Origin of the sequence: Sulfuricella sp. (assembly GCF_035531155.1) — a bacterium.
Lineage (GTDB): Bacteria > Pseudomonadota > Gammaproteobacteria > Burkholderiales > Sulfuricellaceae > Sulfuricella.
This window is the reverse complement of the sequence record NZ_DATKTK010000048.1, coordinates 42,003-65,272: the sequence shown is the minus strand read 5'-3', so window position 1 is coordinate 65,272 and position 23,270 is coordinate 42,003. Positions and strand designations below refer to the sequence as shown.

Genomic DNA, 23,270 nt, shown 5'->3' with positions numbered 1-23,270 from the left:
AATCTGGTGCGCCGTCGCCACTTACGTACTGATTGCCATTGTCAAAAAGGAGCTGCAACTTGATGCCTCTCTCTACTCTTTGCTACAGATTTTATCGGTGTCTGTTTTTGAGAAAACCCAGCTATCACAAGCCTTCGCAGGCAGTGGGCAGTTCCCAGATCCGACGGACTTTTATAACCAACTAAATTTGTTCGACTTTTAACCGGACACTACTGTTACCAAGTATGAAAACAATTACCTCAAGAGAAAACCCACTGCTTAAAAGCACCAGAAAACTTGCCGCTTCGTCAAAAGAGCGCAAGAAAGCCGGCAAAACCCTGCTGGACGGCATTCATCTGGTCGCCGCCTATCATCAGGCAGGCGGCTTGGCCGAAGCGGTCATGGTTTCCGTCACCGCACAGGATCATCCGGAAATACGAGATTTTCTCCAAACAGTACCGCCGCAAAATTTGATCGTCCTGGGGGATGAATTATTTCGGGATATCTCAACCGTGGACACGCCGACCGGAATCGTCGCGTTGATCCGGATTCCGCAGCCAGCCGAAGGGGAAGTCGATTGCTGCGTACTGCTCGAAGATGTCCAGGATCCCGGCAACCTGGGTTCTATCCTGCGATCCGCCGCCGCTGCCGGAATCGGACGGATTCATTTGTCGCCGGGATGTGCCGATGCCTGGTCGCCCAAGGTGCTCAGGGCGGGCATGGGCGCCCATTTTCATTTGTCTATTCATGAAAACAGCGATCTGGTGGCCGCTGCGCGGGGTTTTCCGGGGCAAGTGGTTGCGACGACCTTAGGCGCCAAAAAGACACTGTTTAGCCTTGATATGAGCGGCCCGACGGCATTTGTCATCGGCAACGAAGGGGCGGGGATTTCGGAGGATTTGCTGGAAGCGTCCGACAGCAGGGTCATGATCCCCATGCCGGGAGCGGCCGAGTCGCTGAATGCCGCCGCCGCGGCGGCTATCTGCTTTTTCGAGCGGGTCCGCCAGACTTGTTAACCCAAAACCTCAGTTAGCCACGGATTAACACGGATTACCACAGATAAAACAATGTGTTGATGCAGATTGGCTATTCACCAAAAAGGTGCGCAAGAGGAGAAAGATAACTCATTGATAATCTGTGTTAATCCGTGGCTGAACTGCTTTTTATAGAGTTAATAACCCAATGCCCTGGCTGTCTGGTAAAAGGTAAAGCTCAACAGCCACGCCAGCCCCAGAGGAAAGGCAACGGCGAACGAAGTGTAGGGGATGCTCTTCGATTCGCTGCGGATCGTGGCGATGGTGGACAGGCAGGGCGTGTAAACCAGGGTGAACAGCATGAAGCTGTAAGCCTGCACCCAATCCAGCTGCTGCGCCATCATGCCGGTCAGGGCCGATCCTTCGAGGCCGTAGATCACCGCCAGCGACCCGACCACGATTTCCTTGGCGACAAAACCGAAAATCAGGGCGATGGCGAGGTGCTGGTCGATGCCGATGGGTGCGAGCACCGGTTCCATGAAATGGCCGATCATGCCGGCCCAGGTGTCGATACTGCCCGGCGCCACGTTCTGGGGAAAATGCGTCAGCAGCCACACCAGCACCACACCGGCGATGATGAACTTGCTGGCGCGGCTGAGGAAATGGCGGACTTCGTGCCAGCCGCGCAGAACCATCTGGCGCAGGGTGGGGAAGCGGTAGGGCGGCAATTCGAGGATGAACGGTTCGTTGTTCTGGAAGCGGCTTTTGAAGAGCAACGCGGTGGTGAAGGCGGCGGCAAAGCTGAACAGGTACAGGCTGAAAAGCACCAGCGGCGCTGCCTTGGGAGAAAAGATCGCCGCAGTGATGAAGACGAAGACCTGCAGCCGCGCCGAACACAGCGAAAACGGGATCACCAGCATGGTCAGCAGGCGCAGGCTGCGCGAGCGCATTACCCGCGTGCCCATCAGCGCGGGAACGTTGCAGCCGAAGCCGAGCAGCATCATGACGAAGCTGCGCCCGTCCAGGCCCAGCTTGGCCATCAGCGCATCCATCAGGAACGCGGCGCGCGACAGGTAGCCGCTGTCCTCCACCAGCGCCATGAACAGGAAGAACAGAACAATGATGGGCACGAAAGTGGCTACGGTGCCCACGCCGTTGTAGATGCCCTCGATCAGCAGGCCGTGCAGCGCCGCCGGCAGACCCGCCAGCATGGGCTCCAGCGCATCCTGCTTGAATGCTTCCAGCAGCCATCCGACGCCGTCCTGCAAGGGCTTGCCGAGCAGGAAGATGGCCTGGAACAGCAAATACATGATCAGGAAGAACAGCGGCAGTCCGAGCCAAGGGTGGAGCATGAGGCGATCGAGCTGGGTGGTCAGATTGTCCGACAGATGGACCGGCACCTGGACGGTTTGCTTGAGCACGGCTTCCATGTCGGTTTCGATCTGGTCGTCGGCCGCCAGCAGGACTTGCAGCTTTTCAGGCGGGACCGGCGTACTGTTTTGAATGGCCCGGGTAATGATCTGATGCGCGCCCTGATAGCCGTTGCCATATTTGGCGCTGAGCATGACGACGGGCATCTCCAGTGAGGTCGACATTTTTTCGGCGTCGATGCTGATGCCGAATTTTTGGGCTTCGTCGGCCATGTTCAGCAGCAGCACGGCAGGCAGGCACAGCTGCTTGATCTGCAGGGCAAGGCTGAGCTGGCGCTCGATCTGGGTAGCGTTGAGGATGATGACGACCAGATCGACCGGATTGTTCTCCAGGAAATGGCGCACGACCTGTTCGTCGTCGGAGAAGCCGTGCAGGTCATAGATGCCGGGCAGGTCAACCAGTTCGACCATCTCGCCGGCGAGCAGCAGCTTGGCGCCGAGCAGGTCGACGGTGATGCCCGGCCAGTTGCCGACCCGGGCCGAAGCACCGGTGGCGCGATTAAAGAACGTGGATTTGCCGGTGTTCGGCATGCCCACCAGGGCGACGCGTTTCATCAGGCGAGCGTTTGAACCTCTATTTTCTGCGCCTCTTTTTTGCGCAGCATGATGTCGGTAGCACCGATGCGGACGTGCAGCGGGCCGGAAAAACGGCCATGGCGGATGACTTCGATGCGTTTCCCGATGCGGAAGCCCAGCGCCGCAAGGCGATAGGACAGCGCGCGGTCGGTATGCACCGCAGCGATAGTGGCAGTTTCACCGGCTTTGAGAGTTTCCAGGTTGACGGTCGTCATGCTTTTTAGACTTTGTTTAATGAGAATTGTTCTTATTATGCCATACCCTCCGGCGTTTGCAAAACGTTTTATGAAACTTGTTTAACGTATGTTTAGCTTTATGTGAAACCCGTTTTGCGCTACAATTTGACCCCGTCTTGTGCTCAATTCTGCTCCCAAATGACCAAATTCGTTTTCATCACAGGCGGGGTCGTTTCCTCTCTTGGAAAAGGCATCGCTGCCGCCTCTCTTGCCGCTATTCTCGAAACCCGCGGCATCAAGGTCACCCTCCTCAAGCTTGACCCCTATATCAACGTCGATCCAGGCACCATGAGCCCGTTTCAGCACGGTGAGGTATTCGTCACCGAGGATGGCGCGGAAACCGATCTCGATCTGGGGCATTACGAGCGCTTCGCCCAGGTGAAGATGAAGAAGAGCAACAACTTCACCACCGGCCAGATCTATGAAAGCGTGATCAAGAAAGAGCGTCGCGGCGATTATCTGGGCGGGACGGTGCAGGTGATTCCTCATATCACCGACGAAATCAAGAATTTCGTTCATCTCGGGGCAGGGGATGCGGAAGTCGCGATTATCGAAATCGGCGGCACCGTGGGCGACATCGAGTCTCTGCCCTTCCTCGAGGCCATCCGTCAGATGGGCGTGCAACTGGGGCGCAACAACACCTGCTACGTTCATCTCACGCTGGTACCCTACATCGCCTCGGCGGGGGAAATCAAGACCAAGCCGACCCAGCATTCGGTGAAGGAGCTGCGCGAAATCGGTATCCAGCCCGACGTGCTGCTGTGCCGTGCCGATAGGCATCTGCCGGATGACGAACGGCGCAAGATCGCCCTGTTTACCAATGTTGAAGAAAAGGCGGTTATTTCCGCCGTGGATGTGGACTGCATCTATAAAATTCCCGGCCTGCTCCATCAGCAGGGGCTGGACGAGATCGTCTGCAAGAAGCTTGAATTGTCGCCGCCGCCGGCGAATCTGAGCAAGTGGGAAAGTCTGGTCTTTGCTCTGGAACACCCACAACACAGCGTGGACATCGCCCTGGTCGGCAAATACGTGGATCTGACCGAGTCCTACAAGTCCCTGTCGGAATCGCTGATACACGCCGGCATACACACCCTGAGCAAGATCAAAATTCATTACATCGATTCCGAGTCGCTGGAAACCAGCGGCACTGGGGCCCTTGAAGGCATGGATGCTATTCTGGTTCCAGGCGGCTTCGGCAAGCGCGGCGTGGAAGGCAAGATTGCGGCGATCCGCTATGCTAGAGAGAAGCGCGTGCCTTACTTGGGTATTTGCCTCGGCATGCAGCTGGCAGTGATCGAGTACGCTCGTGACAAAGCCGGCATGGCGGGCGCGCACAGCACCGAGTTCGAGCCGGACACCCCGTATCCGGTGGTTGGACTGATCAACGAATGGCGCGCACCCGACGGCAGTATCGAAGTGCGCGATGCCAATTCCGATCTGGGCGGAACCATGCGTCTGGGTGGCCAGGAATGCCAGCTCCAACCCGATTCGCTGGCGCGAAAAATTTATGGTGCCGACCGGATTACCGAGCGGCATCGCCATCGCTATGAGGTCAACAATGGCTTGCTGCCCCAGCTGGAGCAGGCGGGTCTGCGGGTAAGCGGCCGGTCAGTGGGCGGAGAAGACCTGTGCGAGATGATCGAACTGCCCGACCACCCCTGGTTCGTCGCCTGCCAGTTCCATCCTGAATTCACTTCCACCCCGCGCGATGGTCATCCGCTGTTCAAGTCCTACGTGGAAGCGGCGGTACGGCAGCATGCCCTGAATGCCTTGGGCGGCACACAGAAGGAAGTAAAATGAAGCTCTGCGGTTTTGAAGTCGGTCTGGATCAGCCCCTATTCCTGATCGCCGGCCCCTGCGTGATCGAATCCAGACAGATGGCGCTGGATACCGCCGGTGCGCTGAAAGAGATTTGCGCTGACTTGGGCATCAATTTCATCTATAAATCCTCCTACGACAAGGCCAACAGAAGTTCATCAAAATCCTTTCGCGGCAAAGGGATGGATGATGGTCTTAATATCCTGGATGAGGTAAAACGCCAGATCAAAGTGCCCGTCCTGACCGACGTGCATGCCATCGAGGAGATCGCGCCGGTTGCGGCGGTGGTGGATGTGCTGCAAACCCCCGCCTTCCTGTGCCGCCAGACCGACTTCATCCATGCGGCAGCAAGCGCGGGCAAGCCGGTCAACATCAAAAAGGGGCAGTTCCTCGCCCCCTGGGACATGAAAAACGTCGTCGAAAAAGCTCGGGAGGCGAGCGGCCAGGACAACATCATGGTTTGCGAGCGCGGCGTATCGTTCGGCTACAACAACCTGGTTTCCGACATGCGCTCCCTGATGGTCATGCGCGAAACCGGTTGCCCGGTCGTGTTCGACGCGACTCATTCGGTGCAGCTTCCCGGCGGGCAGGGCGACAAAAGCGGCGGACAGCGCGAGTTTGTGCCGGTACTGGCCAGGGCAGCGGTCGCCAGCGGAATTTCCGGCCTGTTCATGGAAACCCATCCCAATCCCGACCTGGCATTGTCCGACGGACCGAATGCCTGGCCTCTGGACAAAATTCGCGGCCTGCTCGAAACCCTGAAACAATTGGATGCGCTGGTAAAGAAACAAGGATTCGCCGAGCAGGAATGCTGAAACCCAGCATAGTTATTATGTTATGTAGGGGGAGAGCTAGTCATGTAGGTTGGGTTAGCGGCTTTATCGCGTAACCCAACAAACCCAATCATCCTCCTAAACGTCGGTGTTGGTGTGTGCAGCCCATCCGTCGGTGTCGCCTAGAGGCGCCTACTTTTGGTGAAGATTGGGTTTGTTGGGTTACGACGCAAAAAGCCGCGCCTAACCCAACCTACATGACAGCGGTTAAGCGCCAAACAAAATGTTTCATTTTTTACGATTTTTAATAAATTTAATAAGCTGTGAGCTAAAAATAAGGAAAAGAAATGAGTGCAATTGTAGACGTGATCGCTCGAGAGATTCTGGATTCCCGCGGTAACCCGACCATAGAAACCGACGTACTGCTCGAGTCCGGCATCATCGGGCGGGCTGCAGTACCTTCCGGTGCCTCCACCGGGAGCAAGGAAGCGGTTGAATTGCGTGATGGCGACAAGCAGCGCTATTTCGGCAAGGGCGTGCTGAAGGCCGTCGAAAACGTGAACACCGAAATCTGCGAAGCGATCATCGGCCTGGATGCCGAAGAGCAAACTTTTATCGACCGTACCCTGATCGAACTGGACGGCACCGACAACAAGAGCCGGTTGGGTGCCAATGCGCTGCTCTCCGTGTCGCTGGCTGTGGCGAAGGCCGCCGCTGAGGAATCCGGCCTGCCGCTTTATCGCTATCTGGGCGGTGCCGGGCCCAAGAATTTGCCCGTGCCGATGATGAACATCATCAACGGCGGCGCGCATGCCAGCAACAGCTCGGACATACAGGAATTCATGATCATCCCGGTGGGTAGCGCCAATTTCCGCGAAGCGATCCGCTGCGGCGCCGAAATTTTCCACACCCTGAAAAGCATCCTGGCCAAGCGCGGCCTGGCCACGACCGTGGGCGACGAGGGCGGCTTCGCCCCCCAGCTTTCCTCCAACGAGGAAGCGCTGCAACTGATCATGGAAGCCATTGAAACGGCAGGCTACCTGCCGGGCTCCGACGTGGTGATCGGCCTGGATTGCGCCAGCTCCGAGTTCTACAAGGACGGCAAATACATCCTCAAGGCCGACAACCTGGAACTGAGCTCTGCCCAGTTTACCGATTACCTCGCCGCCTGGACCGACAAATACCCGATCCTCAGCATCGAAGACGGCATGAGCGAATTCGACTGGGACGGTTGGAAACTCCTGACCGACCGTCTGGGCAAATCGATCCAGCTGGTGGGGGACGACCTGTTCGTGACCAACACCAAAATCCTGCGCGAAGGCATCCGCAAAGGCGTCGCCAATTCCATTCTGATCAAGGTCAACCAGATCGGAACGCTGACCGAAACCTTCGCCGCCATCGAAATGGCCAAGCAAGCCGGTTACACCTCGGTGATTTCGCACCGTTCGGGCGAAACCGAAGACACCACCATCGCCGATATCGCCGTGGCCACCAATGCCATGCAAATCAAAACCGGCTCGCTCAGCCGTTCCGAACGCATCGCCAAGTACAACCAGCTGCTGCGGATCGAGGAAGAACTGGGCGACGCGGCGAACTACGCGGGGCGAGAGGCTTTTTACCAACTAAGCTGACATGCGCTGGCTGACCCTGATCTTCGTCGCACTGATTGCCGCGCTTCAATATCCCTTGTGGCTGGGGAAGGGCAGTTGGCTGCGGGTATGGGAGGTCGACCATGCAGCCACGCAACAGAAGGAAGTCAACCAGAAACTGAGAGCGCGCAACGCCTCTCTCGATGCCGAAGTGCGCGACCTCAAGCAAGGCTACGACGCCATCGAGGAGCGCGCCCGCAGCGAACTGGGCATGGTCAAGCGCGACGAGATTTTTTTCCAGGTGCTGGAAGAGCCGAAGCCGGCGGCACGTGCGCAGCCTGAGGCGAAGAAGAAAGACGCACCGCGGTTGGATGCGGCCAAGCCCTAGGGGAATATGACGTTGCCGGCTCGCCGGCTCGCCGGTTCGGACAAATCTGGGCACTGGGAAGAGGTTATTTCGTTACCCTAACCAACGCCTTGCTCAGTCATCAAATCCGGGAATAACTGATCGCCCGTTGCATGTACATCCCAATGCCACGCCAGGCAGTAAGTAATTACCGTCCACAAGCAGACCAGTATTGACGTTATATGCCTGCCCGGACAGAGAAACGTGCGAAATATTTGGGTCGTTTTTTCGCATCCCACAAACACTTGTTTTCCAAATACATGTCGAAATGCCAAGTTTCTGCTTGCTGATTTGATCATTCCGCGTTGTGGTGATATTTGCAAAAAAATGAGCAACAGCACCGGCACGTGTTTTCGGAACGCCATACCGACTGGCAAGCGAGGTAGACAATTTAAAAAGATCACGTCCCGCACCAAATGCCAGCTCAGAAAAATCAGATTTATTGTCAAATTGAAGAAGCAATAGATAGTCACTCTCCAATTTTTTGGATTGTTCTTTGTCTAGCGCAAAAAACTTCTCAAACTCTTTAGCGCTATATTTTGGGTATCCTTTGGGATGCTCTTTTCGTTTAAGCAGGTTAAGCATTGCTGAGAACATACTCCCTCCATAGATGCTCTGGATTAGTTGATAGTGCCCGTTGGGAATCTTCGAAGCATTGTTCTTAGATAATCCCCTAACGAAAGACCGCTCGGCTCAACCTCGTCACGCAAAAATACAATTCGCCCACCTTGTTTAGCCGTCATCTGAAGGAGCCCGGATTGTTTATTTATTTGCGTCTTATTTTCATTGGTTAGAACAATGGAATTTGGATCAAGCGATCGTATGGCCATTGAAGCGTCGGCTTGATTCGGACCTAACCCAGATTTTTTCTTTTTATTCTTGATCAAAAGTTGCTTTACAGCCTCCGACGCATACCATGCTCTATCCTTCTTAGATTGAAAGGTGCCTTGACCGAAACCGCCGTTCGTTTGGATTTTTGATAGGCTACCGTCGGGCTCGTGAGTTGCAAACCCGAACACATATGTTATTTGAACTTTGTTTGCCGCGAAACTATTCGCGATATAAATCTTTAAGGGGCACTTATCTTTGCCATCCGGAATACTTTCGATTTCAATTTTCACTTCGCTGGTGACAGCAAGCGCGAACTCTTCGCGCGGCAACTCTACCGCTAGATCAATATGATGGACGAATAGGTAGTTCCAAGCGCAACTGTCGATGAAAATGGGCGTTGTCATGATTAAAGAGGGGCCCGCAATTTTGTGGTTTTTGAAGTAACCGGTTGTGGCACATCCCAGACATGGGGTTTACATGCGCTACCCGTCCAAGTAACACGGGGGGCTACGGATACATTCCCGTTAAAACCATTCCAGCATCATAGATTTATTACGGGCCTCCCACAAGCAGATAAGACGCAATAGCCGGTTCGCTTGCGCCCTGGCAATTTGCAACACACCCTGAGTTTACGCTTGTCGGAATCAAGTCCGCTCTGACGGCCAATCTGTTTCATTTGATCTATATTAAAAAGTCATCAAACCCTTGGGTGATACCCATGCCGCGCGACCTGCCTATCGGCAACGGTACATTGCTTGCCGCTTTCGATTTCGATTACCAGATTCGCGATTTCTACTATCCGCGCGTCGGCAAGGAAAACCATGCGCTCGGTTATCCCTGGCGGTTCGGCGTGTGGCTGGAGGGGGAGTTTTCCTGGCTCAACCGCGATAGCTGGGTTCTTCAGCGCGATTACGTGTCCGACGCGCTGGTCACCGCGGTCACCGCATCCCATGCACGCCTGCCGCTACGGCTTTATTTCAACGATGCCATCGATTATGAAAAGAACATCCTGGTGCGGCGAGTGCGGGTGCAGAATCTGTCTTCGCGCCCGTTGGCGCCGCGGATTTTCTTCCATACCGATCTCAATGCGATGGAAAACGAAATCGGCGACACGGTTTTTTTCGACCCCAAGAACGCCTGCCTGATCCACTACAAGGGGCCGCGCTATTTCCTGATGAGCTGCGCGACGGAGACCACGCTGGGGGTGACCCATTTCGCCACCGGAACCAAGCGGCACCGGGGGCTGGAGGGTACCTGGCGCGATGCGGAAAACGGCATTCTGGGCGGCAACCCTATTGCCCAAGGTTCGGTGGATTCGGTGATTGGCATCCATCTCTCGATCGCCGCCGGCCAGGAAGCGGTCTGCCACTACTGGATGGCGGTGGGGGAAAACTACCGCGAAGTCGAAGAGCTGCATCGGCTGGTGACCCAGATCGGGCCGGACCGACTGATCGAGCGCAACATCGACTACTGGCGGCGCTGGATCCTGGCCGGGGAAAAGGATTATTACGGCCTGCCCACGCTGCTGGTGGAGCGCTACCGGCGCAGCCTGCTGATCCTGCGCACCCAGATCGACCGGGGCGGGGCGGTGATTGCGGCCAACGACACCGATATCCGCCAGTTCAACCAGGATACCTACAGCTATGTCTGGCCGCGGGACGGCGCCATTGTTTCCGAGGCACTGGACCGCGCCGGGTATGGGAGGATGAGCCGGCGGTTTTTGGAATTTTGTACGCAAAAAGCGGTCAACTACAATTACTCCGCCAGCATTCTGGCCGAGACCGGTTTCCTCATGCACAAGTACAACCCGGACGGTTCGGTGGGCAGTTCCTGGCAGCCCTGGCTGCAGGACGGGGAAATGCTGTTGCCGATCCAGGAGGATGAAACCGCCCTGGTGATCTGGGCGATCTGGAGCCATTACCGGGTTCATCGCGATATCGAGGCGATCCGCCCCATTTACAGCCCTTTCGTGGAGCGGGCCGCCGATTTCCTGCTGGGTTTTCGCGACGACAAGACCAACTTGCCACTGCCTTCCTATGACTTGTGGGAAGAACGGCGGGGTATTTTTACCTTCACCACGGCGACCGTGATCGGTGGCCTGAAAGCGGCCGCCAACCTGGCAACCCTGTTCCAGGATGATGAGCGGGTGAATGCCTATATGACCGGCGCCATGGAGGTCAAGGCCGCTCTCGACCAGCATCTCTACTGCCAGCGTGAAGGCCGCTTTGCGCGCGGCATCCTGTTAGATGACGGTGTTCAGACCAGGGATACGACGGTCGACTCGAGCCTTCTCGGGCTGGTTATTTTCGGCGGCTACGATCCCCTGGACGAACGGGTGGTGCGAACCGTCCAGGCGGTGGAGGAGCGGCTTTGGGTAAAGGCGGGCAGCGGCGGCCTGGCACGCTATGAGGGCGACAGCTATCAGCGGGCGCTGGACCGCGAAGGCGTGCCGGGTAATCCGTGGCTGGTCTGCACCCTGTGGCTTGCCCAGTACCGCATCGCGGCGGCCCGTAACCGCAAGGCTCTGGAGCAGGCACTGCCCCTGCTCATGTGGGCCGCCGAACGGGCGCTTCCGTCCGGGGTTCTGCCGGAGCAGGTGCACCCGGAAAGCGGCGATTTTATTTCGGTCTCTCCCCTGACCTGGAGCCATGCGACGCTGGTGGCGGCGGTGCTGGATTATATCGAGAAGGCGCAGGTGCTGAGCGGCCATGAGTCGCGGCCGCACCCCGTCGTGGCCGGTACGGACTGGAGGTGATGGCATGTCGGAACAACCCTATGGAGACTTGATTCCACCCGTTTTCGACGAGGCTTCCCGCGGGGAGCAGCTGGCGTTCCTGATGTTCAGCGAGCGGGACGTTGAACTGCTGCATGACCTGGAGTCGTTGTTCCAGGAGCGGCTGAATGAAATTGCCAAGCGCTTTTACGAGCACATGCTTTCCTTCGAGGCGACTCGCAAGGTGTTCAAGGACGAGGAAATGATCCTCCGCCTGGGCGAAGCGCAAAAAGCCTACCTGATGCAGGCTGTGCAGGGCCCTTACAACGCCGCTTATTTCGACCGTCGCTGGCGCATCGGTTACATCCACAACGCCATTCATGTCGAGCCCCACTGGTTCATCGGCGCATTCCAGCTTTACCACCGCATCCTCTACCCGATGATCCTGGAGCGCTATCCGGATGACGCGAAGGCGGTGGTGGACCATATTCTCGCCCTGGACAAGATCATGAACCTGGACATGCAACTGGGCATCCAGAGCTACATGATCCACTATTCAGACACCATGGAGAGGCTGCAGGCACTCAACCTGCAGATCGAGGCGGCCAGCGCCGCCAAAAGCCAGTTCCTGGCCAACATGTCGCACGAGTTCAGGACGCCGCTCAACGCCATCATCGGCTTCACCGAGGTGCTCCAGGACCTGATTCCAGGGCCGCTCAACGCCGACCAGGTGGAATACCTGGGCGATATCCACAATGCCGGCCAACTGCTGTTGCGGCTGATCAACGATGTGCTGGATCTCGCCAAGGTGGAAGCCGGGCGCCTCGAGCTCTTCTACGAGACTTTTCCCATCGCGCAGACGGTGCGGGAGACGGTCACCGCCCTGCGTGGTGCAGCCGAGAAGAAAGGGCTCTCCATCCAGGTGAACCTGCCGCCCGATCTTGGGTTGATCACCGCCGACCAGATCCGCTTCAAGCAGATATTGTTCAATCTGCTGTCCAACGCGGTGAAGTTCACCGACAGCGGCGGGGTGGTCATTTCAGGTTCGATTGAGGGCAGTCAGTTGCACGTGGCTGTAGCCGATACCGGTATCGGCATGCGCACGGAGGACATGGACCGGATTTTTGTCGAATTCAGTCAGGTGGATGACTCTCATGCCAGGCGCCACGAAGGAACCGGGCTGGGGCTGGCGCTCTCCAAGAGATTGGTGGAGGCACACGGCGGGCGCATCTGGCTGGACAGCAAGTTCGGCGAGGGCAGTACTTTTCACGTGTCGCTGCCCCTGCAGCCGCTGAATTCACAGAAAACGGATAGTGCTATGGTCCAGGATCAGGGGGGATGAACCGAAATGGAAGGTGCGAGCACCAGTTCTGAAACCGGGCTGCGTCCTGATCCCGGCAACACCATTCTGGTGGTGGAAGACAACCCGCAGGCGGCAAAACTCCTGACGCTTTATCTCACCCAGGCGGGTTACGATGTGCTGGTCACTGACAATGGTGTCAGTGCGCTGGAGCTGGCCGGCCAGTGCCACCCGCTGGCGATCACCCTGGATCTCCTGCTTCCGGGCCTTGACGGCTGGGAGGTGTTGTCCGAGCTGAAGGCTTCCCCGCGCACCCGCGATATCCCGGTGGTCATCGTTTCGGTATTGGACAGGCAGTCATTCGGATTCCGGCTGGGTGCTTCGGAATACCTGGTCAAGCCCGTGGAACGCGCCGAATTGCTCCATGCCTTGAGGCGATGCGTTCACCGCGAGGGCGAGAACGTGGCCTGTCACAAGGTGATGGTGGTGCACTCCGATCCTGACGAGCTGAATCTGCTCGCCATGATCCTTGCTCAGGAAAGTTACGAGGTGATTCAGGCGCTGGGTGCAGAGGAGGCGGCCAGCCTCGCCAGATGCGCGCATCCCGATCTGGTGGTGACCAATCTGCTGGCCGGTGGGATGGATAGCTTTGCTCTGATGGAAGGCCTCAAGGCGACGCCCGAGACTGCCAATATCCCGGTTCTGGCCTTGACCCCTTTCGCCTTCACCCCCGAGGAGCGCGCGCGAACCGGGGGCGGCATCGAGTTTGTCCTGATGCAGGATAACGAGCTTATCGAAGAGCGGTTGCTGGCTGCAATCACCCTGCTTTTCATGAGGGATAAGCTGCCCGGCGGAGAAAGCTGAGGGAGACGGCATGGAAGAACAACCCAAGACCATATTGCTGGTCGAGGACGATGAAACCAACCGCAAGCTGGTTCGCGTTGTTCTCAGTGGCAAGCGTTATCTCATTCAGGAAGCGAATAGTGTCGAACAGGCATTGGAAATGCTTAAGGGCGTAAAGCCGGACCTGCTCCTGCTCGACATCCGCCTCGGCGAAGGCAGTGGCCTGGACGTGATACGCGCCATCCGGGCAGACCCGACATTCGATGAAGTGCCGGCGGTGGCGATTACTGCCCAGGCCATGAAAGACGATGAAAGCCGCTTTCTGGCGGCAGGTTTCGACGGCTATCTGAGCAAGCCGCTCGATACCCGGAAGTTGCCCGAAGTGGTGGAGCGCTTTCTTCGGGAAGGAAGGAGAACCGGCCATGCTTGACGAGGTTTTTACCGCCGGTGCGACGATTCTGGTTGTGGACGATGCACCGCCCAATGTGAAGTTGCTGCGCCTGATCCTGAAGGATGCCGGCTACCGGGTGCTGGAGGCTGGCAGCGGACCCGAGGCGCTGGAAACGCTGCGGCGGGAAAAACCCGACGCCATGGTGCTGGACGTGCGTATGCCGGGCATGACGGGTTACGAGGTATGCCGGGAGATTAGGCATGACCCGGAATTCGCGGCCTTGCCGGTGATCATGGTTACGGCCCTGTCCTTGGCGGAGGAGCGTATCAGGGGCATCGAAGCCGGCGCGACCGATTTTATCAGCAAGCCGTTCAACAAGAAGGAGCTGCTGGCGCGAATTCAGTCCAGCCTTGCCTTGGCGAAGCTCGGCATGAATGGAATTATCCACCAACTCCCCGGTGCGGTGGTAATCACCGATCCGGCCTGGAGGATTATCGGCATGTCGCCGCTGGCCACGATCCTGTTGGGCATTCCGGAGCCAGGCCTGATGGTACTCAACTTCACCGAGCTGTTAGGGCAGGCAGAAAAAGACCAGGTTGTTCGCGGTGACCTGCCTGCCGAATTCAGTCTGCGCGTACCGGTCACCCGCTCGTCCCTTGATGCGCGGCAGGTCGAGGTCTTCGATCCGGCGGGTCATCCGTTGCTGCGGCTGATCACGCTGAGAGAAGCGGTGGGCTGACCGATGCTACAACTGGCGGATTGCCTATACTGGATAAACTTTTCTTTCGAGCACGGCGCGGTTTCTGCCATTCCGGGGCCGGCAAAAAATCAGGAGACAGGACTATGGATTCTAGCGATGCGGTTTTGAAGCAAATTCGGGCGGCCTTCGAACGGGAGCACCGCATTAATCTGCACCATCACCCCATCGCCATGGAATTCGACAACGGCGTGCTGACGCTGGAAGGCGAGGTGCAGGACATTGCAGCGAAGAAACTCGCCCTGGAGCTGGGTGGAGCGGAAGACGGCGTCAGGGGTGTGATAGACCGCTTGCGGGTTATCCCCTCGGAACGCAGGGAAGATGGCGATATTCGCGATGCCGTGTGCAGTTTCCTGTTACAGGAGCCGAACTTATTCAATGCTACCGTGAAAGTCTGGCAGAAGGAGCGGGTGGAAACACTCAGGAATGCGGGCGTGGAGCCGGCGGGAACGATAGTGGCATCCGTGGAAAATGGGGTGATCACCCTGGACGGCGAAGTGCTCAGCCTGTCTCACAAGCGCCTGGCCGGAGTGCTGGCATGGTGGACGCCCGGCTGCCGCGATGTGGTCAACGGCCTGGAAGTGATGCCGCCAGAGGAAGACAGTGATGATGAAGTCGCCGACGCCTTGCGACTGGTACTGGAGAAAGACCCCCTGGTTCACGCCGACCAGATCCGCGCCAGCGTCAGCAACTGCGTGGTGACCCTGGAGGGGCTCGTTGGCGACGAGGAGGAGAAAAAAATGGCCGAACTCGACGCCTGGTACCTATTCGCCGTGGACAAGGTAATCAACCGCATTGAAGTTAAAGCATAACGCAGCTTCTGTATGCGGTTGATTAAGCTTCGTTGTTATCCTAAAAACCACAGCCAGCCACAGATTAACACGGATTAACAGAGATAAAACAATGTGTTGTGGCAGATTTGCCATTCACCAAAAAGGTGTGCAAGATTGAGAAAGGTAATTCATTGATAATCTGTGTTAATCCGTGGCTGAACTGCTTTTTCTAGGGTTATTGAACTAGAAGGCGTACGAGACCATCGCGCCACCACCCCAGTCCGGGCTGCCATCGGCAAAACCTTGTAGGACGTAGCCCTGAGCTTTCCAGGTTTTGTCGATTTTATGGCTGACGAAAGCAGTCAGTTCCTTTTGCGGTGCGCCGGCTGCTGTTGCCTTCTGGCGCAGATCCAGGATCAGGCCGGCACTCGTTTGTGGGTTGAACTTGTAACTTCCGCCCAACGAGCCGTAGAAAACATTATCCAGGCTGATACCCACGGGCTCGCCGAATACCTTGTAGCCTACGGTACCGAAGGCGGTGAATTGGTCGATGGTTTTGTAGGCATCGGCCTGGATTGCGTAATCGTTCTCGCCGGTTCCCAGCCCTTTGTTTTCATCGGCAGTGCCGAACTTGACCTTGCCGGTCAGGTCGATCAACAACGGGTTGGCGCCAGTGCTGCCGTAAATGTTGTATGTGGCTGCGGCAACCACGTCACCCAACCCGGACTCGGTGGTACGCTCGGTACCGGCCGCCTTGACCGCGCCGATATCCTTTACCACACCGCCTGGGCCGGTGACGCGAATGTACGGTACTGTCAGCTTGAATGACCAGGGGCCTGTTTCGTATTTGCCGATAAACGGGATGTAGAGGATGTCGGTCGATTGGGTTCCACCGTACTTGCCTGAACTATAGTCAAGGCCGGTGGTGAAGCTGAAATCACCCGCTTCCGCGGCGCTGGCCGCCTGGCCGTAAAATGCGGCCAAGGCGGCAATCGCGCTCGCGGTTAAGGTTTTACGCATTTTGCTGATCATGAAAATATCCGATAGTGTAGGAAATGTTAGGAACGGCTTGAACGTTCTACTTTTTCGGGACGTTCTACTTTTTCGGGACGCTCTACTTTTTCGGGACGCTCAACTTTCTCAGGGCGCTCGATCTTCTCAGGGCGCGCAACTTTTTCTACGCGCTCCATTTTTTCAATACGTTTCTCGACGCGCTCGGTTTCCTTCGCTTCACGGCGCTCCTGGTTGCGTTCCAGGCGGCTTCTGGCGTTTTTCAGGCCGGCATTATCCGGGTTCTTTTCCAGATTTTTGTTGATGCTGGTAAGTGCCTGGCTTGCCGGTTGTTGGGTCGTCGTGATTGTGATCGTGCCAGTGGTGGCACCGGTAGTCGTACCAGCAGTGGTGGTGCCGGCAGTCGTGCCGGTGGTAGTGGTGCCGGCAGTTGTACCAGTAGTCGTAGCGGTTGCATCGGCTGCGTGCAGGCCGGCACTACTCAATAGGAATGCGGCGCTGATGGCTATGAGGATTTTGTTTTTGCTGAACATGAGAGTTCTCCTTTGCAGAAAATTAAACGCACCATGCGTTCCCGACAGGATTATTCCGAGTGCGGGTAACGAGGTCGCACCCATCTAAGCGTAAGGGGGCGCATGGTGTCAATTTGCCTATCGGTAACTTATTGCTCAGATCAAGTGGAGAGCGAGACTTCTAGCGGGTTTTGACGGGAAATTAAATCTGCGTAATCTGCCGGTTTAATGTGATAAAAACGGGGTGGATACAGGCAAGCAAGAGCTTCCCCATATCCATCTGTAATGCGAGTTGGCCATGCATTTGGAAAACAGTGCGTTTAGCGCTCCCACACTACGCGCAGCAGGTTTTCCTGTTCGTTGTAGTGAAATTCCAGTTCGCCCTTGTAAGCGTGATGCAGCGCTTCGCCGATGCCGCGGGCGAGATGGATTCCGGTGGTGGTGACCAGGGCACCGTCATCCTGGTCTTCGATCTTGACGATCCGCTCCATGGGATGCTCTGCCTTGGCCTTTGCTTCCTCGTTCTTCACCAGGTGCAGCAATTCCTCCCGGTGTTCCTTGAAGAACTGCCCGCCCACGGTCACAAATCCAGCCGGGAACTCGTCATGGATGCGATGGCAGGCCGGACACATTTCCTCGTGGGCCTGATCCGGTCTGGGCGCCCATTGCCAGCGTCCTTCATGATATACGGCACCGCAGACCGGGCAAGCCGTGGGTTCGGGCAGCTTGTGCTTGGCTTTGTAGGCGTCATGCCGATACTCCTGCCCCCAAATATGACGGTCAGGCCGGATGGGTTGGAAACCGGCGAATCGGGTTTTCATTTTGTTCTCCTTGGTTGTCGTGTCGGGATACATTATACATTGTGCAGGGACGGGCTCAACGCACGGTTTTTGACGCCATCCCGATGGTTTCCCGCATGAAAGCGGGCAGGTCTGAGGGCTGGCGGGACGTGACCAGGTTGCCGTCCACCACCACTTCGCTGTCTTCGTACAGGGCGCCGGCTTCTTTCAGTTCTTCGGCGACAGAATGGTAGCAGGTGGCGCGTCGCCCCATGAGGACGCCCGCCGTGACCAATAGTTGCGGACCGTGGCAGATGGCTGCGACCGGCTTGTTGCTGCGAAAAAAATCCTTCACTATTTCCAGTGCGGCCTGTTCCTTGCGCAGTGCCGCGGGCGCCTTGCCGCCCGGAAGAACGAGAATGTCGTAGTCTTTGGCATGAACGTCGCGCAGTGCCTTGTCTACACTGACTTCGTAGCCGTGCTTGCCGTTTATTTTTCCCCTGGAAATGGAGGCGATATCCACCTCAAAGCCTTCTTCCTTCAGGCGGTAGTAGGGCACCAGAAGTTCGGTATCCTCGAAATGGTCTGCGCTGATGATCAATGCCTTCATGACGCCTCCTGCTGTTCCGGCTTGCCTATAGTCATTATAGTCAAACGTTCTGGGAGCGCCTGGGATGGCTAGGCAGGTTCGGGTTGTGCGGTTGTTGGCAATGAGCGCGGTTTCACGCTGCGAGGAAAACGCTGATTAAATCCGTTCGCCCCGAGCCCGTCGAAGGGCATTCTATGTAAATCATAATGTTAGAAATGGCTTCGACCGTTCGACAAGCTCACGGCTCAGCCCGAACGGAGCGAACAAATCAGCGCTTCCCTAGATTGCCAGCATGTCCATAAATTCGTTCACCGTCGTTGCTTCAAGGCGTTTTGTATCCATGCACAACCCAAGGATCGCATTCGACTGCTTGGCAGGGAATCTCCGCGCCAGGTTCACCCTGAATTTCTTGACCAGCTCGGGGATGCCTTCCGCGCGGCGGCGGCGATGGCCGATCGGGTATTCGACCGCGATGTTTTCGGACTGGGTGCCGTCCCTGAAGAAGATTTGCAGGGCGTTGGCGATGGAGCGCTTTTCGGGGTCGAGATAATCCCTGGTGTATTGAGGATTTTCGACACATTCCATCTTGTCGCGCAGGGCGTCGATGCGCGGGTCGGCAGCAGCTGCGTCCTCGTAATCGGCGGCGGTGAGATGGCCTTTCAGGAGGCCAACGGCGGCCATGTACTGGATGCAGTGGTCGCGGTCGGCCGGATTGTGCAGCGGGCCCTTCTTGTCGATGATGCGGATCGCTGATTCGTGGGTGGTGATGACGATCTTGTCGATCTGTGCGATCTTCTCCAGCGTGTCCAGCCGGTCACCCGCCTTGGCATGAAGCTGGAAGGCGGCTTCCACCGCGGTCTGGGAATGGAACTCGGCGGGGAAGGAAATCTTGAACAGAATCTGCTCCATCACGTAAGAGCCGTAGGGGCGCTGGAACTTGAAGGCATTGCCCTTGAATAGGACGTCGTAGAAACCCCAGGTCTTGGCAGTAAGGGCAGAGGGGTAGCCCATTTCGCCTTTGAGCGTCATCAGCGCCAGGCGTACTGCGCGGCTGGTGGCGTCACCTGCCGCCCAGGATTTCCGCGGGCCGGTGTTGGGCGAGTGGCGATAGGTGCGCAGGGCTTGTCCATCGATCCAGGCGTTTGACACGGCGTCGATGATCTCATCCCGCGAGCCGCCCAGAAGCTTCGTGACGACGGCGGTGGAGGCGATTTTCACCAGGATCACGTGATCCAGCCCGACACGGTTGAAGCTGTTTTCCAGCGCCAGCACGCCCTGGATTTCATGCGCCTTGATCATGGCGGTCAGCACATTCTTCATGGTCAGCGCGGGTTTGCCGTGCGCCACGCGGGTGCGAGACAGCCAATCGGCGGTGGCGAGGATGCCGCCCAAGTTGTCGGAAGGGTGGCCCCATTCGGCGGCAAGCCAGGTGTCGTTGAAGTCCAGCCAGCGTACCATGGCACCGATATCGAACGCGGCTTTGACCGGGTCCAGCTGGAATTGCGTCCCGGGCACCCTGGCGCCGTTGAGTACCACCGTGTCGGGCACGATCGGCCCGAGCAGCTTGGTGCAGGCCGGATAGGAAAGTGCCTCCAGGCCGCAGCCCAGGGTGTCCATCAAACAGTAGCGGGCGGTATCGTAAGCTTCCGCGGATTTGATTTCGTAATCGCAGACGTAGTCAGCAATATCCACCAAAACCTGATCGGGTTCGGGGCGGACGTTGGAAGTGTGGGCGGACATGCAGTTTCCTTAATAAATTTACAGAAAATCAGATTAACCACGAATTCACACGAATGTTCACGAATTGCCACGAATGATTCGTGAACATTCGTGGTTACGAATTTAAGCCCTTTTCTCGATAGGCATGTAAGGGCGGTTCTCCGGCCCGACATACTCGGCATTCGGTCGGATGATCTTGTTGTCGATGCGCTGCTCGATCACGTGCGCCGCCCAGCCGGTGGTGCGGGCGATCACGAACAGGGGGGTGAACATCTCGGTCGGCACGCCCATCATGTGATAGCTGGAGGCCGAATACCAGTCGAGGTTGGGGAACATCTTCTTGGTTTCCCACATCACCGATTCGATACGGTCGGAGATGTCGAACAGGTTCATGTTGCTGCCGTCCTCGCATAACAGGCGCGACACGGTCTTGATCGCTATGTTGCGCGGATCGCCAATGGTGTAGACCGGATGGCCGAAGCCGATGATGATTTCCTTGCGCGCGATGCGGCTACGGATGTCGGCTTCCGCCTCGTCAGGACTGCGGTAGCGCTGGATGATCTCCATCGCCGCTTCATTGGCGCCGCCGTGCTTCGGGCCTCTGAGCGCGCCTATTGCGCCGGTGATGCAGGAGTGGATATCGGACAGCGTGCCGGCAATCACCCGGGCGGTGAAGGTGGAGGCATTGAACTCGTGCTCGGCATAGAGGATCAGCGATATGTCCAGCGCCCTGCTGTGGAGGTCGGAAGGCGTCTTGCCGTGCAGGAGATGGAGGAAATGGCCGGCCACGGTGTCGTCGTCCGTTTCCACTTCGATGCGATTCCCGTTGCGCGAATAGTGGTACCAGTACAGCAGCATCGAGCCGAATGAGGCGACCAGCCTGTCCGCGATGTCTTGCGCCCCCTCGATATTGCGGTCGGTGTTTTCGGGTAGCAGGATGCCCAGCATCGAGCAGCCGGTGCGCATGACGTCCATCGGGTGCGCAGAGGAGGGGATTTGTTCGAGCACGGTTTTCAATGGCCCAGGCAGGCCGCGCAGCGACTTCAGCTTGTGCTTGTAGCCGTCAAGCTCGGATCGGGAGGGCAGTGCGCCGTGAACCAGCAGGTAAGCCACTTCCTCGAAAGTGGACATTTCCGCCAACTCTAGGATGTCGTAGCCGCGGTAGTGCAGGTCGTTGCCGCTGTGGCCGACGGTGCATACTGCCGTAGTGCCGGCCACTACGCCGGACAGGGCGACCGATTTTTTCTTTTTCGGGGTTGGGATAGCTTCACTCACTAGTCAATCTCCAAATGTTAATCCTATAAAAAAACAGTTCAGCCACGGATTAACACAGATATACACAGATTATCAATGAGTTACATTTCTCATCTTAATCATCTTATAGGGTGAATCGCAAATCTTCAACAACACATTGTTTTATCTGTGTTAATCCGTGTTCATCTGTGGATAAAAGCGGTTTTTCGGTTAATTGTTTTTTCCTTGAGAAAACAGCTCATCCAACTTTTGCTCGTATTCATGGTAACCAAGGTGTTCGTACAGATCCATGCGTGTTTGCATCTGGTCGAGCACGTTCTTCTGCGATCCTTCACGGCGGATGGACTCGTAGACGTTCAGCGCGGCCTTGTTCATGGCGCGGAAAGCGGATAGCGGATAGAGCACTAGGGAAACGTCTGCGCCCGCCAACTCTTCAACAGTATAGAGCGGTGTCGAGCCGAATTCGGTGATATTGGCGAGCACGGGCACTTTTACCACTTCAGAGAATTTTTTGTACATGTGAAGCTCGGTGATCGCTTCCGGGAAGACCATGTCCGCACCCGCCTCGACGCAGGCACAGGCGCGGTCGATGGCGGACTGCAAGCCTTCTACCGCCAGGGCATCGGTACGGGCCATGATGACAAAAGCTGGATCGGTTCTGGCATCCACAGCGGCCTTGATGCGATCCACCATCTCCGCCTGGGAGACTATCGCCTTGCCGGGACGGTGGCCGCAGCGTTTGGCCAGGACCTGGTCCTCGATATGCACGGCGCCCGCGCCAAACTTGATCATCGATTTGACGGTGCGGGCGATGTTGAAGGCGCCGCCGAAGCCGGTATCGATATCCACCAGAACCGGCAGATTGGTCGCGTCGGTAATGCGGCGCACGTCGGTGAGTACGTCGTCGAGGGTGGATATGCCGAGGTCGGGCAAACCGAGCGAACCCGCCGCCACGCCGCCGCCCGAGATATAGAGCGCCTTGTAGCCCGTATGTTCTGCCAGTTTGGCATGGTAGGCATTGATTGCGCCGATTACCTGCAGGGGTTTTTCGGCAGCGACGGCGGCGCGGAAGCGCGCACCAGCAGATGGAACCTCGGTCATGTCTTACCTCTTTGTGGGAAGCGCTGTTGTTTTACAAAGCATAAATTCCAAGAATGGGTATAATGTGGTCGAATAAAGTATATGTCAATAATTAGCTTATGTAATATGTCTTATATAAGATAGTGGATAATTATTATTGATCGTGCTAGGGTTAGAAAACAAGGGCAAACCATGACCAAATCGCATTCGACTCCTACATTCAGACCGCTCTATGAGCAGATCAAGATTCTGATCACGCAAAGCCTTGTGGCAGGCGAATGGCGGCCGGGAGAGGTGATTCCCAGCGAGCTGGAACTGGCGAGCCGGTTCAAGGTCAGCCAGGGAACGGTGCGCAAGGCGATCGACGAGCTCGCAGCGGAAAACATTCTGGTGCGGCGCCAGGGGAAGGGGACCTTCGTCGCCACCCATACCGAGGAGCATACTCAGTACCGTTTTCTGCGCATCGTAGAGCTGAGCGGCAAGAAGGAATTCCCAGTCAGCGAGGTGCTTCATTGCGAGCGCGGCAAGGCCGACAGCACTGCCGCGGAGCGGCTCGGGCTGAAGCGCGGGGCGCCGGTCATGATGGTGCGCCGCCTGCTCCGGTTTTCGGGAGAGGCGGTGATTCTGGATGATATCTGCCTGTCCGCCATCCTGTTCAAGGGACTCAACGATACTTTGATCACCGAGTTTCAGGGTACGCTCTACAGTCTTTACGAATCCCGCTACGGCACCCGGATCATCCGTGCCGAGGAGCGTATCCGGGCCGTCACGGCGGACGAAGCCGCTTCGAGCCTGCTCGGCATCCCGCCGAATGCGCCGCTGCTGGATATCGACCGGGTGGCCTATACTTACGGCGATCAGCCGGTGGAATGGCGCATCAGCCGCTGCAACACACAACATCACTGCTATCTGAACGACTTGGGATAAATGCAGGATG

Annotated in this window: 23 protein-coding genes and 1 pseudogene; 13 read left to right on the top strand and 11 right to left on the bottom strand. The window is 57.0% G+C overall.

Annotated elements, in window-relative coordinates:
- A pseudogene (locus VMV64_RS10400) lies at positions 1-202 on the top strand (IS4 family transposase); the annotation flags it as partial.
- 22 nt (positions 203-224) lie between these two features.
- The gene (locus VMV64_RS10395; protein WP_325329981.1) at positions 225-995 is read left to right on the top strand and encodes an RNA methyltransferase; all 771 of its coding nucleotides are present in this window, start codon (positions 225-227) and stop codon (positions 993-995) included.
- Positions 996-1,150: 155 nt separating this feature from the next.
- Here the strand turns inward: VMV64_RS10395 and feoB are convergent, their stop codons facing one another.
- Both feoB and VMV64_RS10385 read right to left on the bottom strand, forming a co-directional pair.
- Entirely contained in the window at positions 1,151-2,938 is a 1,788-nt protein-coding gene (feoB, locus tag VMV64_RS10390) for a ferrous iron transport protein B (protein WP_325329979.1), read from the bottom strand.
- The gene (locus tag VMV64_RS10385) at positions 2,938-3,174 is read right to left on the bottom strand and encodes a FeoA family protein (protein WP_325329977.1); all 237 of its coding nucleotides are present in this window, start codon (positions 3,172-3,174) and stop codon (positions 2,938-2,940) included. Before VMV64_RS10385 ends, feoB begins: the two co-directional genes overlap by 1 nt.
- Positions 3,175-3,333: 159 nt before the next feature.
- Here VMV64_RS10385 and VMV64_RS10380 point away from each other — a divergent pair, with 159 nt between their 5' ends.
- The 4 genes from VMV64_RS10380 to ftsB all read left to right on the top strand — a co-directional run bounded on the left by VMV64_RS10380 (position 3,334) and on the right by ftsB (position 7,763).
- On the top strand, positions 3,334-4,995 hold the full coding sequence (locus VMV64_RS10380; protein WP_325329975.1) for a CTP synthase: 1,662 nt from the start codon (positions 3,334-3,336) through the stop codon (positions 4,993-4,995).
- A complete protein-coding gene (gene kdsA, locus VMV64_RS10375; RefSeq protein WP_325329973.1) occupies positions 4,992-5,828 on the top strand; it encodes a 3-deoxy-8-phosphooctulonate synthase in 837 nt (278 codons plus the stop codon). Before VMV64_RS10380 ends, kdsA begins: the two co-directional genes overlap by 4 nt.
- A 305-nt stretch (positions 5,829-6,133) precedes the next feature.
- Positions 6,134-7,417 carry a phosphopyruvate hydratase gene (gene eno / locus VMV64_RS10370; protein WP_325329971.1) on the top strand — a complete coding sequence of 428 codons (1,284 nt, stop codon included), beginning with the start codon at positions 6,134-6,136 and terminating at the stop codon, positions 7,415-7,417.
- 1 nt (position 7,418) lies between these two features.
- Positions 7,419-7,763, top strand: a complete 345-nt coding sequence (ftsB, locus tag VMV64_RS10365) for a cell division protein FtsB (protein ID WP_325329969.1) — start codon at positions 7,419-7,421, stop codon at positions 7,761-7,763.
- Positions 7,764-7,856: 93 nt separating this feature from the next.
- Here the strand turns inward: ftsB and VMV64_RS10360 are convergent, their stop codons facing one another.
- The gene (locus tag VMV64_RS10360; protein ID WP_325329967.1) at positions 7,857-8,378 is read right to left on the bottom strand and encodes a hypothetical protein; all 522 of its coding nucleotides are present in this window, start codon (positions 8,376-8,378) and stop codon (positions 7,857-7,859) included.
- 23 nt (positions 8,379-8,401) lie between these two features.
- On the bottom strand, positions 8,402-9,016 hold the full coding sequence (locus tag VMV64_RS10355; RefSeq protein WP_325329965.1) for a hypothetical protein: 615 nt from the start codon (positions 9,014-9,016) through the stop codon (positions 8,402-8,404).
- Between the two features lie 314 nt (positions 9,017-9,330).
- Between VMV64_RS10355 and VMV64_RS10350 the strand changes: the two genes are divergently transcribed.
- The 6 genes from VMV64_RS10350 to VMV64_RS10325 all read left to right on the top strand — a co-directional run bounded on the left by VMV64_RS10350 (position 9,331) and on the right by VMV64_RS10325 (position 15,428).
- On the top strand, positions 9,331-11,367 hold the full coding sequence (locus VMV64_RS10350) for a glycoside hydrolase family 15 protein (RefSeq protein ID WP_325329963.1): 2,037 nt from the start codon (positions 9,331-9,333) through the stop codon (positions 11,365-11,367).
- Positions 11,368-11,371: 4 nt separating this feature from the next.
- Positions 11,372-12,667, top strand: coding sequence for a protoglobin domain-containing protein (locus VMV64_RS10345; protein WP_325329961.1), 1,296 nt, complete (start codon positions 11,372-11,374; stop codon positions 12,665-12,667).
- Positions 12,668-12,673: 6 nt separating this feature from the next.
- A complete protein-coding gene (locus tag VMV64_RS10340) occupies positions 12,674-13,489 on the top strand; it encodes a response regulator (RefSeq protein ID WP_325329959.1) in 816 nt (271 codons plus the stop codon).
- Between the two features lie 10 nt (positions 13,490-13,499).
- A complete protein-coding gene (locus VMV64_RS10335; protein ID WP_325329957.1) occupies positions 13,500-13,898 on the top strand; it encodes a response regulator in 399 nt (132 codons plus the stop codon).
- Positions 13,891-14,598, top strand: a complete 708-nt coding sequence (locus tag VMV64_RS10330; protein ID WP_325329955.1) for a response regulator — start codon at positions 13,891-13,893, stop codon at positions 14,596-14,598. The genes VMV64_RS10335 and VMV64_RS10330 overlap by 8 nt, the downstream gene beginning before the upstream one ends.
- Before the next feature lie 104 nt (positions 14,599-14,702).
- Positions 14,703-15,428, top strand: a complete 726-nt coding sequence (locus VMV64_RS10325; RefSeq protein ID WP_325329953.1) for a BON domain-containing protein — start codon at positions 14,703-14,705, stop codon at positions 15,426-15,428.
- Between the two features lie 204 nt (positions 15,429-15,632).
- Here VMV64_RS10325 and VMV64_RS10320 read toward each other — a convergent pair whose 3' ends face one another.
- The 7 genes from VMV64_RS10320 to prpB all read right to left on the bottom strand — a co-directional run bounded on the left by VMV64_RS10320 (position 15,633) and on the right by prpB (position 22,354).
- Positions 15,633-16,409, bottom strand: coding sequence for a transporter (locus VMV64_RS10320; protein WP_325329951.1), 777 nt, complete (start codon positions 16,407-16,409; stop codon positions 15,633-15,635).
- A gap of 38 nt (positions 16,410-16,447) precedes the next feature.
- On the bottom strand, positions 16,448-16,933 hold the full coding sequence (locus tag VMV64_RS10315) for a hypothetical protein (RefSeq protein WP_325329949.1): 486 nt from the start codon (positions 16,931-16,933) through the stop codon (positions 16,448-16,450).
- Positions 16,934-17,232: 299 nt separating this feature from the next.
- Positions 17,233-17,733 carry a BCAM0308 family protein gene (locus VMV64_RS10310; RefSeq protein WP_325329947.1) on the bottom strand — a complete coding sequence of 167 codons (501 nt, stop codon included), beginning with the start codon at positions 17,731-17,733 and terminating at the stop codon, positions 17,233-17,235.
- Between the two features lie 55 nt (positions 17,734-17,788).
- Positions 17,789-18,301: a type 1 glutamine amidotransferase domain-containing protein gene (locus VMV64_RS10305; RefSeq protein ID WP_325329945.1), complete on the bottom strand. Its 513-nt coding sequence runs from the start codon at positions 18,299-18,301 to the stop codon at positions 17,789-17,791.
- A gap of 258 nt (positions 18,302-18,559) precedes the next feature.
- A complete protein-coding gene (locus tag VMV64_RS10300) occupies positions 18,560-20,020 on the bottom strand; it encodes a bifunctional 2-methylcitrate dehydratase/aconitate hydratase (protein ID WP_325329943.1) in 1,461 nt (486 codons plus the stop codon).
- Positions 20,021-20,122: 102 nt separating this feature from the next.
- On the bottom strand, positions 20,123-21,274 hold the full coding sequence (prpC, locus tag VMV64_RS10295) for a bifunctional 2-methylcitrate synthase/citrate synthase (RefSeq protein ID WP_325329941.1): 1,152 nt from the start codon (positions 21,272-21,274) through the stop codon (positions 20,123-20,125).
- A 189-nt stretch (positions 21,275-21,463) separates the two neighbouring features.
- Positions 21,464-22,354, bottom strand: a complete 891-nt coding sequence (gene prpB, locus VMV64_RS10290) for a methylisocitrate lyase (RefSeq protein ID WP_325329939.1) — start codon at positions 22,352-22,354, stop codon at positions 21,464-21,466.
- 171 nt (positions 22,355-22,525) lie between these two features.
- Here prpB and VMV64_RS10285 point away from each other — a divergent pair, with 171 nt between their 5' ends.
- Positions 22,526-23,260, top strand: a complete 735-nt coding sequence (locus VMV64_RS10285; protein WP_325329937.1) for a GntR family transcriptional regulator — start codon at positions 22,526-22,528, stop codon at positions 23,258-23,260.
- The last annotated feature ends 10 nt before the right edge of the window (positions 23,261-23,270 follow it).